Origin of the sequence: Neisseria sp. RH3002v2f (assembly GCF_014596375.1) — a bacterium.
GTDB classification, from domain to species: domain Bacteria; phylum Pseudomonadota; class Gammaproteobacteria; order Burkholderiales; family Neisseriaceae; genus Neisseria; species Neisseria cinerea.
Genome location: NZ_MAYZ01000012.1, coordinates 92264 through 105557, shown reverse-complemented (window position 1 = coordinate 105557; position 13294 = coordinate 92264). Strand labels below are relative to the sequence as shown.

Annotated in this window: 13 protein-coding genes; 5 read left to right on the top strand and 8 right to left on the bottom strand. The window is 53.2% G+C overall.

Annotated features, from left to right (window positions below):
* Window positions 1-21: 21 nt before the first annotated feature.
* The 8 genes from kdsB to mltG all read right to left on the bottom strand — a co-directional run bounded on the left by kdsB (window position 22) and on the right by mltG (window position 6416).
* A complete protein-coding gene (gene kdsB / locus BBW69_RS01255; protein WP_188210148.1) occupies window positions 22-783 on the bottom strand; it encodes a 3-deoxy-manno-octulosonate cytidylyltransferase in 762 nt (253 codons plus the stop codon).
* Window positions 780-962, bottom strand: coding sequence for a Trm112 family protein (locus BBW69_RS01250; protein ID WP_002221286.1), 183 nt, complete (start codon window positions 960-962; stop codon window positions 780-782). Before BBW69_RS01250 ends, kdsB begins: the two co-directional genes overlap by 4 nt.
* A gap of 70 nt (window positions 963-1032) precedes the next feature.
* A complete protein-coding gene (locus BBW69_RS01245; protein WP_188210147.1) occupies window positions 1033-1608 on the bottom strand; it encodes a DUF2059 domain-containing protein in 576 nt (191 codons plus the stop codon).
* Window positions 1609-1738: 130 nt separating this feature from the next.
* The gene (gene lpxK / locus BBW69_RS01240) at window positions 1739-2773 is read right to left on the bottom strand and encodes a tetraacyldisaccharide 4'-kinase (protein ID WP_188210146.1); all 1035 of its coding nucleotides are present in this window, start codon (window positions 2771-2773) and stop codon (window positions 1739-1741) included.
* A 113-nt stretch (window positions 2774-2886) separates the two neighbouring features.
* The gene (locus tag BBW69_RS01235) at window positions 2887-3159 is read right to left on the bottom strand and encodes a hypothetical protein (protein ID WP_107960005.1); all 273 of its coding nucleotides are present in this window, start codon (window positions 3157-3159) and stop codon (window positions 2887-2889) included.
* Between the two features lie 82 nt (window positions 3160-3241).
* Window positions 3242-4522, bottom strand: a complete 1281-nt coding sequence (locus tag BBW69_RS01230; protein ID WP_188210145.1) for a malic enzyme-like NAD(P)-binding protein — start codon at window positions 4520-4522, stop codon at window positions 3242-3244.
* Between the two features lie 218 nt (window positions 4523-4740).
* A complete protein-coding gene (tmk, locus tag BBW69_RS01225; RefSeq protein ID WP_188210144.1) occupies window positions 4741-5361 on the bottom strand; it encodes a dTMP kinase in 621 nt (206 codons plus the stop codon).
* Between the two features lie 59 nt (window positions 5362-5420).
* Entirely contained in the window at window positions 5421-6416 is a 996-nt protein-coding gene (mltG, locus tag BBW69_RS01220; protein WP_188210143.1) for an endolytic transglycosylase MltG, read from the bottom strand.
* Between the two features lie 83 nt (window positions 6417-6499).
* Between mltG and ampD the strand changes: the two genes are divergently transcribed.
* The 5 genes from ampD (at window position 6500) to BBW69_RS01195 (ending at window position 13170) form a co-directional block, all read left to right on the top strand.
* Window positions 6500-7072 (top strand): 1,6-anhydro-N-acetylmuramyl-L-alanine amidase AmpD, encoded by a 573-nt coding sequence (ampD, locus tag BBW69_RS01215; protein WP_188210142.1) that lies wholly within the window; start codon window positions 6500-6502, stop codon window positions 7070-7072.
* A 194-nt stretch (window positions 7073-7266) separates the two neighbouring features.
* Window positions 7267-8553 (top strand): cell division protein ZipA C-terminal FtsZ-binding domain-containing protein, encoded by a 1287-nt coding sequence (locus BBW69_RS01210; RefSeq protein ID WP_188210141.1) that lies wholly within the window; start codon window positions 7267-7269, stop codon window positions 8551-8553.
* Between the two features lie 133 nt (window positions 8554-8686).
* Window positions 8687-11158 carry an NAD-dependent DNA ligase LigA gene (gene ligA, locus BBW69_RS01205; protein WP_188210140.1) on the top strand — a complete coding sequence of 824 codons (2472 nt, stop codon included), beginning with the start codon at window positions 8687-8689 and terminating at the stop codon, window positions 11156-11158.
* Between the two features lie 56 nt (window positions 11159-11214).
* Window positions 11215-12390: a radical SAM family heme chaperone HemW gene (gene hemW / locus BBW69_RS01200; protein WP_188210139.1), complete on the top strand. Its 1176-nt coding sequence runs from the start codon at window positions 11215-11217 to the stop codon at window positions 12388-12390.
* Window positions 12391-12591: 201 nt separating this feature from the next.
* A complete protein-coding gene (locus tag BBW69_RS01195; protein WP_003675637.1) occupies window positions 12592-13170 on the top strand; it encodes an opacity family porin in 579 nt (192 codons plus the stop codon).
* Window positions 13171-13294: the final 124 nt, after the last annotated feature.

Below are 13294 nucleotides of genomic sequence, written 5' to 3'. Positions count from 1 at the left end.
CCTTTTCCCTTTGAATCTATTTTATATAGTCTGAAATACAGCGCGAACCCTGTCCAAATCCTCCTGCGTATCTACGCCGGCGGCAGGGGCTTCTTTGGCGATTTCGACGGCAATCGGGTAGCCGTGCCACAGGACGCGCAGTTGTTCTAGCGATTCGATGGTTTCCAGCGGCGAAACGCTCATTTCGGCGTAACGTTGCAGGAAGCCGGCGCGGTAGGCGTAGATGCCAATATGGCGCAGGACGGCGGTTTCGGCGGGCAATTCGCGTTTTTCAGCGCGCATGGCATCTCGCGGATAGGGAATCGGGGCGCGGCTGAAGTAGATGGCGTTGCGGTTTTTATCGAGGACGACTTTGACGACGTTGGGATTCATAAATTCGTCGAAATCGTGCAATTCGTGCGCCGCGGTCGCCATTTGTACGTTGTTTTCCACTAAGACTTCGGCAGTGCGGTCGATGAGTTCGGGGGCAATCAGCGGCTCGTCGCCCTGTACGTTGACGACCACCAGATGTTGCGGCAGTTTCAGCGCGGCGGCGGCTTCGGCAAGACGCGTTGTGCCGCTTTCGTGCCGGTTTGAAGTCATGACGACTTCGACTCCGTGCGCCTGACAGGCCGTCTGAATATCAGGATGGTCGGTGGCAACGACGACACGCGCGGCTTTACTTTTTGCCGCCTGTTCGGCAACGCGCACGACCATCGGTTTGCCGTGAATATCCGCCAAGGCTTTTCCGGGCAGGCGCGATGAATCCAACCGTGCCGGAATCAATACGACGAATTCGGTCATGCTTTGAGTTCCTCTTCGCTCAACGCTCGCGCTTCGTTTTCCAGCATATAGGGAATGCCGTCTTTAATCGGATAGGCCAACTTCGCCTGACGGCTCCACAATTCCTGTTTGTCCTGATGATATTCCAGCCTGCCTTTGGTAACGGGGCAGACGAGGATGTCTAAGAATTTTTTTTCCATAAGGTTGCTTTCGGGTTTGATGGTTTTAGCGAAACTCGCTTCGCTCGTTTTCAGACGGCTTCAAGCGGCATTATTTTTTCCGTGCCGGTTTTTTGAGTTGCGTCAAGCAGGCTGGGGCAGGATTTTTGCCGCTGCACATGATTTGGTCGATTTCTCGAGCTAATTTTTCGTTTTGATTTGATTTTTCGTATTTTTCGGTGATGATGGTCATCATCGGATTTATCGTTGCCTCAAGATAGCGCGGCGTTTTATCGAGTATCGATTGACCTACCGCTGTGCCGTAAAAGCCGATCAACGCATCGACTTCTTCTTGCGTATAAACCGTCTTCATGCCATCTAAAGCCGCTTTACGCAATTGGGCGCGTACTTGCGGCGTGTTGATTTCGGTAACTATTCGATTTAGATAATTTTTCAAGGCTGCTTCCAACTGCGGATGCTTGTCCGCCGGCGCATCTTTCAAAAAATTCTGTATATTCGGTTTGGAGAGCATAATGTCCCCACCCATTTGGAAAGACTGATCCAACATAGCGTCAATTTTTTGTACTTCAAACAGACGCTCCAGCGACGCGTCGCTGGGCGGGGCGGCAAACGCATTGGCACACAATGCCAGCGCGGCAAAGGGCAATAATAAGGTTTTCAGTTTCATATCCACTCCTTTAACGAATGATTAATGCAGATAAAAAATACAACCGGCTTCCGTCATTCCCGTCTGCGCGGGAATGATGGCGTGAGGCGTTTTTATTCAAGTTCATGATAACTTCGCCTAAACCGTGCTTTCAGACGACCTTCGGCACACCTTCCAGCCTCTCCAACACAAATTCCGCCAAATCAGGTTCGATTATCGCACAAACGGGCAACACCCATACATGGTTCAAACCGATGCCGTCTGAAAACTTGACCGCATCCTTTTCCGTAATAATCACCGCGTCTGCATCGGGCAAATCTGCCGCCGAAATATCAGCGTGGTCGGGCAGCGCGACGGTTTGCTTCACGGTAATGCCCATATGCCGCAACGAATCAAAAAAACGCGACGGCTTGGCGATACCGGCGACTGCCGCAACGGTCCGGTTTCCTAAACCTGCCAAATCCAATTTTTCGGACGGACAGTTCAAACGGTAAATTTGTCCCGTTTCGATACGGCTGTGAAACATATTTTCAGACGGCATAAACGACGCATCCGCCTGACTGCCGCTGACCACGACCGCATCCACCGAATCCAGCCGCGACAAAGGTTCGCGCAAACTGCCGTTGGGCAGCAAGTCCAAATCCGTACGCCCCGTATCCGCCGCCGGAAACACCGCGATTTCCACATCCCGCCGCAAGGCGTAATGCTGCAAACCGTCGTCCGCGACAATCAGTCTGATGTCGGGATGCGCCGCCAGCAACGCCCTGCCTGCCTCTACACGGCTACTGCCCACAGCCGTCGGTGCGCCGGTTTTACGGAACAGCAGCAAAGGCTCGTCGCCCGCATCTTCCGCTCGGCTCTCGGCATTCAATACATGAACCGCCTTGCTCTTGCGCCCGTAGCCTCGGCTGATGATGCCGACCTTGACGCCCTTTTCCTGCAAACCCGACACCAGCGCGGCAACAATCGGCGTTTTCCCCGTCCCACCCGCGTGAATATTGCCGACTACGACCACAGGCACGGACAGCTTTTCGCTTTGCCGTTTTCCCGACAAAAAATCCGCACGCCGTTTCGCCGCAATTTTGGCAAACAGCCAGGAGAGCGGCTTAAGCAGAAAAGACAAAACCGGATAAGGTTTTTGCCAATGCCGTTCGATAACGGTATGAAATTTGAAACAATTCGGCATATTCGATACCAATCTTCGAAGCAGAATCAGCCGGTACATTAATAATGCGTACCCGATGCAAACCTACCTATAAGCCATACGGAAATCAAACCGATAAGCGAACACGCCGGTTTTCATAGTGAATTGAGCTTACCTATAAGCCATACGGAAATCAAACCGATAAGCGAACCAATAAGGTAAATAAGCAACAGTGCTTTACAGAAATTGGCACGGTTAGGGTTGCCTCTGACGAACGCCCAAACAAAAAGCATAATGATGTTGACCAAAGGAATCATGAAAACAATCATCGTCAACACCCACTGTCCTGTCGTCATGACGGGGGCGGTTTGTTTTGAAGTCTCGGGCATATCGCCAATATGATAACGGACAGGCTCCATCTCTTTCATTTTTCAGTATCTTTCATTTATTAATCTGACAGCAAAATGCCGCCTGAAAATGGTTCAGACGGCATTTTAAACCACAAACGGCTTACAGCTTCCATCCGCCCAGTTTGGCAGCATAAGCTTCCAAATCTGCAATCGGACGGGTTGCCACGCCGCTTTCCATCGCTGCTTTGGCGGCAGCCGTAGCAACGCGAGGCAGCAGGCGGGAGTCGAACGGGGCCGGAATCAGGTATTCCGCGCCGAATTCGAATTTCTTACCGTAAGCGGCAACCACTTCTTCGGTTACTTCTTCCATCGCCAAATCTGCCAGCGCATACACACAGGCGCGTTTCATTTCTTCGTTGATGGTCGTTGCGCCGACATCCAACGCACCGCGGAAGATGAACGGGAAGCACAATACGTTGTTGACTTGATTTGGGAAATCGGAACGGCCGGTACCGATGACCACGTCCGGACGGGTTTCTTTTGCCAACGGTGGCAGGATTTCGGGATTCGGGTTTGCCATGGCGAACACGATAGGTTTGGCATTCATAGTGTTCAACATTTCAGGCGTCAGCAGGTTCGCGCCGGAGAGACCCAAGAAGATGTCTTTGCCTTTTACGGCATCGGCAAGCACGCGTTGTCCGTTGTCTTCAATGGCGTAGAACTGTTTGGACTCGTCCATACGGTCTTTGTCTTCGCGGGTTTTGTAAATCACGCCTTTGGAGTCGCAAACGGTTACGTTTTCGCGTTTCAAGCCCAAATCCAGCAATTGGTTCAAGCAGGCAATCGCGGCCGCACCCGCACCGGAACATACCAAAGTCGCTTCTTCGATTTTACGGCCGGTATGACGCAAAGCGTTCAGTACAGCGGCAGCGGTAATGATGGCGGTACCGTGTTGGTCGTCGTGGAATACAGGGATTTTGCAGCGTTTGCGCAATTCGCGTTCGATATAGAAGCACTCAGGCGCTTTGATGTCTTCGAGGTTGATACCGCCGAAGGTCGGCTCTAAAGCAGCGATGATGTCCACCAGTTTTTGCGGGTCTTTTTCATCGATTTCGATATCGAATACATCAACACCAGCGAATTTTTTGAACAATACGCCTTTGCCTTCCATCACGGGTTTGCCGGCCAGTGCGCCGATATCGCCCAAGCCCAAAACGGCGGTACCGTTGGAAATCACGGCAACCAAATTGCCTTTGGCAGTGTATTTGTAGGCAGTTTGCGGATCGGCATGGATTTCCATACAAGGAGCGGCTACGCCCGGAGAGTACGCCAAAGCCAAGTCTTTAGACGTGGCCAGAGATTTGGTTGGGGTAACGGAGATTTTGCCCGGCACGGGGAATTCGTGGAACTGCAGGGCGGCTTCTTTCAATGAGTTTTCCATGTATCAATCCTGTTGTGAGAAAGAAATTTGAATCGGACTGTCCGAAACACTTTCGAGACATCGGGTTACGGGCGGTTCGTCGATATTTCCCACGCTTCCTGCCTTGTAACTGCGTGTAATTCTATCATGCCCGAGGTTTGGCGCATACCGCTATTTTGATAGGCGGTACAACCATCTGATTTTTTGCTGAGGCGGGCCTTCTTGCTTCAAATCCGCCATCAATATCCGAAATGCCCGTCCAACACCTTTTCTATGCTGTTTCTGACTTCTTCCACGCTGAGGTTGCCGTCAATAACGGCGTAACGTTCCGGGCAGGCGGCGGCACGGTTCAGATAAACGCTGCGCACACGCATGAAGAAATCTTCCTGTTCCTGCTCGAACCGGTCTTTCTCGCGCGACTGTCCGATACGCGCCATCGATACTTCCAGCGGCACATCCAACAGCAGGGTCAAATCCGGTTTCAAACTGCCCTGCACCCAATGTTCCAATATTTCAATATCTTCAGACGGCATTCCCCGTCCTCCGCCCTGATAGGCAAAGGTTGCGTCGGTAAAACGGTCTGATACGACGTGTATGCCGTCTGAAAGTGCGGGCAGGATGACTTCCTCGATATGCTGCATACGTGAGGCAAACATCATCAGGGTTTCCGCACGCAAACCTGCTTTGGTTGCCGGATTGAGCAAAATCTTGCGCAATGCCTCTCCCAGCGCCGTACCGCCCGGTTCGCGCGTAAACAGGACGGGCAGCCCCCTCCGTTCAAACCATGCCTTGATGGCGGCAAGGTTGGTGGATTTTCCGGCTCCGTCTATACCGTCCAAAGTGATGAATTGAGGCTTCATATTGGTTTTCCCGACAAGGGTATGCCGTCTGAAAACACAAACTTTTCAGACGGCATGGTTTATTTTTTCAAAATATATTTGCGGACGGCGGCGTTGTGTTCGGTCAAGTCATGACTGAACTGGCTCAAACCCGTACCGTCCATTTTAGAAACAAAATAAAGGTATTTTTCACCGGACGGGTGAGCAGCCGCATCAAGCGCCGCCTTACCGGGCAGCGCAATCGGGGTCGGTGTCAGTCCGCCGCGCGTATAGGTGTTGTACGGCGTATCGCGGCGCAGATCCGCCTTTCGGATTTTGCCTTTATATGCGTCACCCATGCCGTAAATGACAGACGGATCCGTTTGCAGACGCATACCGATTTTCAACCGGTTGACGAAAACGGAAGCAATATGGGCCCGGTCGGCTTCGTGCCCGGTTTCCTTCTCAATCAGGCTTGCCAAAATCAGCATTTCGTAGGGGTCTTTATAGGGCAGCCCGTCCTGCCTGCCTTCCCATGCCTCATTCAGGCGGCGTTGCATTGCCTTGTATGCGGCTTTGTAAATCTGCAAGTCGCTGCTACCCGCGTCAACTTCGTAGCTGTCGGGGAAAAATTGACCTTCCGGATTCCCGCTAACCGCGTCCGGTGCGATTTCGGCCATCAATTTTTCATCACTCCACCCTTTGGTATCGTGTTCGATGTCCTGCGTACCGTCGATTGTTTTGCGCATATGGGCAAAGCGTGACCCTTCGATAATCTGTACGGTAACCAAATCCGGCCTGCCGCCGCGCATTTTCTGCAAAATATCCCAAGCCGACACTTCCGAAGGCAGTCTGTACGTACCTGTGTGCAACCTGTTATGCACGCCCAAGGCATAGGCTGCCGCCATCAATACGTGCCTGCTGTACACGATGCGGTCTTCGGCAAGCTTCCTGCCAACCGAGGAAATACCCTGGTTTTTGGCGATTTTAATCCTGTACGCTTTGCCGTTATCCTTAGGAACAAAAAGCAATACCGTAAAAACGGCTGCCGACACGGTCAAAAAAACGGCAGACCATTTCAACAATTTTCTCAACATGGTAGGATTCCCAATATCGGAATACATCTTAAAATTTCGGTGACAGTATAACCCAAATTACCCCATAAGACAGGAAGGACATCATGGACAATCCCGCTACGGCACCCTGGCAGGACGGTTGGCTGCAAAGCGTGCGCCACATTCCGTCGCCGAATTTCGGCCCGAGGGAATCCAAAGAAGAGGTTTCCCTTGTCGTATTGCACAATATCTCGCTGCCGCCGTTCGAATATGGTACGGATGCGGTTGAGAAACTTTTTACCAACCGCCTAGACCCGAACGACCACCCGTTTTTCGGATTGATACACACTTTGCGCGTATCTAGCCATTTCTTAATCAAACGCGGCGGAGAAACGGTACAGTTCGTTTCCTGCGACAATATGGCATACCATGCCGGCGTATCTTCATTCGGCGGCAGGGAAAAATGCAACGCTTTTTCTATCGGCATCGAAATGGAAGGCTGCGATTTCGAACCTTTTGCCGAAGCACAATACCGTTCGCTCGAAACATTGTTGGAAGCACTCTGCCGCCGCTACCCCATTGCCGCAGTAACCGGACATCAGGACATCGCACCCGGCCGAAAAACAGATCCCGGATATTTTTTCGACTGGCAAAGAATCCGGCAAAAAGGCTTTCCCGTAAACAGAAATGCCGTCTGAAAACCGCATATTTCATACAGTGTTGCAGAAAATCACCCCTTATTTCGACACACTGCTGCCAGACACTTCGATTTTCGTTATAATTCAAACATTATGACAGACCGTTCAGGCACAATGCCGAAAACGTAAGCCCAATTTAACCGCAGCGCCGCACTTTGCGCATCCTGCATCCCGAAATTTAACAAGTGATTGCCATGATTTACATCGTACTGTTTCTAGCCGTCGTCCTCGCCGTTGTCGCCTACAACATGTATCAGGAAAACCAATACCGCAAAAAAGTACGCGACCAGTTCGGACACTCAGACAAAGATGCCCTGCTCAACAGCAAAACCAGCCACGTCCGCGACGGTCAACCGTCCGGAAGTTCAGGCATGATGCAGAAACCGCACACCGAGGTTAAAAAACCGACCAAACCTCAAGACCCCGCCCTGAGGAACCTCCAAGAACAGGATGCCGTCTACGTCGCCAAACAGAAACAGGCAAAAGCATCCCCGTTCAAAACCGAAATCGAAACCGTCCTGGAGGAAAACGGCATTATCGGCACGCCCGTCCAACCCGTTTCAAAATCCCCGGCCGAACCTTCTGCCCCGCAACCCGTCCATGCGGCCGCAAACCCCGCACCCATTCCTCAAACTCCTGAAAAACCGCTGATTACGCTCAAAGAACTGTCTAAAGTCGAATTACCCTGGTTTGATGTGCGCTTCGATTTCATTTCCTATATCGCGCTGACAGAAGCCAAAGAACTTCACGCGCTGCCACGCCTCTCCAACCGCCACCGCTACCAAATCATCGGTTGCACCATGGACGACCATTTCCAAGTCGCCGAACCCATCCCCGGCATCCGCTACCAAGCCTTCATCGTCGGCATCCAAGCGGTCAGCCGCAACGGGCTCGCCTCGCAAGAAGAGCTCTCCGCCTTCAACCGTCAGGTGGATGTGTTTGCGCAGAGTATCGGCGGCCAAACACTGCATACCGACCTTGCCGCCTTTACCGAAGTGGCTTCCGCGCTGGATGCGTTCTGCGCCCGTGTCGACCAGACCATCGCCATCCATTTGGTTTCCCCTACCAGCATCAGCGGCGTAGAGTTGCGTTCCGCCGTATCGGGCGTAGGATTCACACTCGGAGAAGACGGCGTATTCCACTATACCGACAAGGCGGGTTCGACCATGTTCTCCATCTGCGCACTCAACAACGAGCCGTTTACCAACGCCCTTTTGGACAACCAATCCTATAAAGGCTTCAGTATGCTGCTCGATATTCCGCACTCCCCGGCAGGCGAAAAAACTTTCGACGACCTCTTTATGGATTTGGCAGTCCGACTGTCCGGCCAACTGAACCTCAATTTGGTCAACGATAAAATGGAAGAAGTATCTACCCAATGGCTTAAAGATGTACGCACCTACGTTTTGGCACGTCAGGAGGAAATGCTCAAAGTCGGTATCCAGCCCGGAGGAAAAACCGCATTGCGCCTGTTCTCATAAATCCGAAACCTCAAAGGCGGATGCATCGGCAACGGTGTATCCGCCTTTTGTTTTCCTGTAAAATCCGACCATTTCCAACACGTTTTACCGTTCAGACGGCATTTGTCCATGCCGTCTGAACCTGTACGAATCCATGAACCCGACCGCACAACACATCCGCCGCCTCACCGACCTCCTTAACCGCTACGCCTACGAATACTACACCCTCGACGCGCCCAGCGTACCCGATGCCGAATACGACAAATTATTCCGCGAACTCGAAGCGTTGGAGTTAAACCATCCCGAGCTCAAACTGCCCGACAGTCCGACCCAGCGCGTCGGCGGCGAGCCTTTGGCGGGATTTGCCGAAGTGCGCCACGAAGTGCCGATGCTGTCGCTGACCAACGCCTTTTCCCCGCAAGATGAAAACGGCGTGTTCGACCATGCCGAAATGTACGCCTTCGACCAACGCGTGCGCGACGGCTTGGACGGCAGCAAACCCGAATACGTTATCGAACCCAAATTCGACGGTCTCGCCATTAGCCTGCTCTACCGCGACGGCGTATTGGTGCAGGCGGCAACACGCGGTGACGGCACAACGGGCGAAGACGTGACCCAAAACGTCAAAACCGTCGCCAACATCCCCTTGCGGCTGCACGGCGAAAATACGCCCGAACTCATCGAAGTGCGCGGCGAAGTACTGATGCAAAAAGCCGATTTCACCGCCCTCAATAAAAGACAAGCCGAAAACGGGCAAAAACCCTTTGCCAATCCGCGCAATGCCGCCGCCGGCAGCCTGCGCCAACTCGATTCGCGCATCACCGCGCAACGCAAACTGCACTTTTTTCCCTACTCCGTCGCCCGCCAGCAAGGCGGTTTCGTCGCGGAAGAACACATCCAAGAACTCGCCTATTTCCAAGAACTCGGCTTCAGTCTGCCTAACGGCAATTTCGGCTGTTTCAAAAATATCGACGAAGTATTGGTGTTTTACGAACAAATGCAGCAAAAACGCCCCGAACTGCCCTACGAAATCGACGGCATGGTCGTCAAAGTCAACAGCTTGGTGCAACAGCGCGAACTCGGCTTCATCTCCCGCGCGCCGCGCTGGGCGATTGCCCACAAATTCCCCGCCGAAGAAGTCCTGACCGTCGTCGAAGCGATTGACGTGCAAATCGGCAGGACGGGCGCGGTAACGCCAGTCGCCCGCCTGCAACCCGTATTCGTCGGCGGTGTCACCGTAACCAACGCCACCCTACATAACCAAGACGAAGTATCGCGCAAAGACGTGCGCGTCGGCGATACCGTCGTCGTACGCCGCGCCGGAGATGTGATTCCCGAAGTCGTGCGCGTGATTTTCGAACGCCGCCCGATGCAGGAAACCGCCGTTGCCGTTTCAGACGGCATCAAATACCAACAAGACGACCTGTTTGCCGAAGCACCGGCTGCAAACCAAACCCAATCCGTTCCGCTCCACAAGCCCTACCGCCTGCCGACCCATTGCCCCATCTGCCGCAGCGAAATCGAACGCGAAGAAGGCGAAGCCGTCGCCCGATGCAGCGGCGGCATGCTTTGTCAGGCACAACGCGCACAAGGCTTAATCCACTTCGCCTCGCGCAAAGCCATGGACATCGACGGACTCGGTCAAAAACAAATCGAGCAACTTGTCGCCCAAGACCTCGTCCGCCATTTTGCCGACCTCTACCGCCTCGACATCCCGACCTTGCAAAAAATGAAGGAAACGGCGGATAAAGGGTCGTCTGAAAACGAAGACGGCGACACAGAAACGGTTTCAGGCGACCTGTCTGAATCCAATACCCCAAACGGCAAAAAACAGCCGACCAAGTGGGCGGAAAACATCCTCGCAGGCATAGAAGCCAGCAAAACGCCCGAACTCGCCCGCTTCCTGTTCGCGCTCGGCATCCGCCACGTCGGCGAACGCACCGCCAAAACACTGGCGCAGGCATTCGGTTCGCTGGAATACGTCCGCCGCGCGCCCGAACCCATCCTCGCCTGCCTGCCCGACATCGGCACAGTAGTGGCGCGTTCCATCGCCCACTTCTTTGCCCAAGCCGAACAGCAGGCGATGATAGACGAACTGCTCGCCGCAGGCGTTGCCCCGCAAACCCAAGCCGTTACCATCCCGCCCGCCCGCCACGCCGAGCCGCAACGTTGGATTGCCCGCCTGCCCGGTTTCAAAATCAGCGAAAACAAAGCCCAAGCCTTATGGGAACTCGCCGGCCAAAGTATAGAAGGGCTGCAAACCGACAAAGCCCTTCCTGCCGACTGGCAAGCATGGCGCAGCGAAGCACAAAACGCCGCCCTGCTCGAAAACCTGAAAACCTTCTTCGCGCAAATGCCGTCTGAAGACGAGGCGGCGCAAGGTTCAGACGGCATCAATAAAGCCGTAGCAGGCAAAACCTTTGTATTAACCGGCACCCTGCCCACACTCAAACGCGACCAAGCCCAAGCCTTAATCGAAGCCGCAGGCGGCAAAGTTTCCGGCAGCGTGTCCAAAAAAACCGACTACGTCGTCGCCGGAGAAGCCGCCGGCAGCAAGCTGGAAAAAGCCAATGCCTTGGGGGTTTCCGTCCTCAGCGAAGCCGAACTGCTTACCCTGCTCGGCTGAACTTATGCCGTCTGAACCGCCTTCAGACGGCATTGCCCACTTTTCCGAACCACACCATGCACACCATTTCCTTTCCAAACCGCACCCAACTCACCGCCCTGCCGCCCCTGTCGCTCTATATCCACATCCCGTGGTGCATCAAAAAATGCCCGTATTGCGACTTCAATTCCCACAGCCTGAAAAACGGATTGCCCGAAGCCGCCTATATCGACGCGCTGCTGACCGATTTGCAGCTTGAATTGCCCAATATTTGGGGCAGGCCGGTAGAAACGATATTTTTCGGCGGCGGTACGCCCAGCCTATTTCAGGCGGAATCGATTGACCGTTTGTTGAGCGGCGTACGTTCGCTGTTGCGCTTGCAGCCGGAAGCGGAAATTACGTTGGAAGCCAATCCGGGTACGTTTGAAATCGAGAAGTTTCAAGGATTTAAAGACGCAGGTATTACGCGGCTTTCTATTGGCGTGCAGAGTTTCAACGACGATATGCTTGCGCGGCTGGGGCGCGTCCACAACGGCAAAGAAGCCTTAACCGCCATAACTACTGCCCTGAAATTGTTTGATAAAGTCAATATCGACTTGATGTATACCCTGCCGAACCAAACCGTTCAGACGGCATTGGACGACGTGCAAACTGCCATCTCCACGGGCGCAACCCACATCAGTGCGTATCATCTGACCATGGAGCCGAACACGCCGTTCGGTCATACGCCGCCAAAAGGTTTGCCGCAAGACGAAGCGGCGCTCGACATCGAAGACGCGGTACACGGCGCGCTGGAAGGCGCGGGTTTTATCCACTACGAAACATCGGCTTTTGCGAAACCCGCCATGCAGTGCCGCCACAATTTGAACTACTGGCAGTTCGGAGATTATTTAGGCATAGGCGCGGGCGCGCACGGCAAAATCTCCTATCCCGACCGCATCGAACGCACCGTCCGCCGCCGCCATCCCAACGACTACCTCGCCTTAATGCAAAGCCAACCGAGTGAAGCCGTCGAACGCAAAACCGTCGCCGCCGAAGATTTGCCGTTCGAATTCATGATGAACGCCCTGCGCCTGACCGACGGCGTACCCGCCGCGATGTTGCAGGAACGCACAGGCGTACCCGCCGCCAAAATCATGGCGCAAATCGAAACGGCAAGACAAAAAGGCTTGCTGGAAACCGACCCGACCGTATTCCGCCCGACCGAGCAGGGACGGTTGTTTTTAAACGATTTGTTGCAATGCTTTTTATAAATCTTTGTATTGCTGCGGCAGATGGTTTTCAGACGGCCTCCAAGACGTTCTGCGCCTTTTATTGCCGTATTGAGGTTCCTCAGTCATGCCAAACCATCCAAACATTGTTTAAACCGTCATAACACAATACAATCGGCCCGTCGGCGGTTGCAAGCCGTTTGACTACTAATAATTTTCTATCCAATTATTGAGGATGACATCATGAAAAAAGTTCTGGCTACCTTAGTTGCCCTTTCCCTTCCCGCTGTCGTATTGGCAGATGACAACCGTGGTTTCTACGTTCAAGGCGATCTCGGCCACTCAACCCTTAAAACCAGCGATGAAGGTGGCAAGGTCAGTAGCAAAGGCTTCAGCCCGCGCCTGTCTGCCGGATATGATTTCGGCGATTTCCGTGTCGCTGCCGATTACACCCACTATAAAACTCGGAAAGACCATGAACAGGGTCCGTCTTACACACTTGACTCAAAAATCAAACTCCAAAGCGTCGGCGTTTCCGCCATTTATGATTTCGACTTAAATTCCCCGGTCAAACCTTATGTCGGCGCACGCGTAGGCCTCAACCGCTTTTCTTATGACGACGATGACCGGCGTGAGGGCTACCATGCGACAGAAACGTTCCGTAAAACCAAAACCGGCTTGGGCGTAATGACCGGCGTTGGCTACGACATCACCCAAAATGTTGCCTTGGATGCAGGCTACCGCTACAACCACTGGGGCAATTTTGACGGCATAAAAGTACACACTCACGAAGTATCCGCCGGTGTGCGTGTAAAATTCTAATTTTTCAAACCATCTGTATTCACACATTTCAATGAAAAATGTGATTGTTGTAACAGACAGAACACAATACAATCCAAACAGCCAACAGTTGCAAAGAGCCTGATGGCCATCAGTAATTTTTACC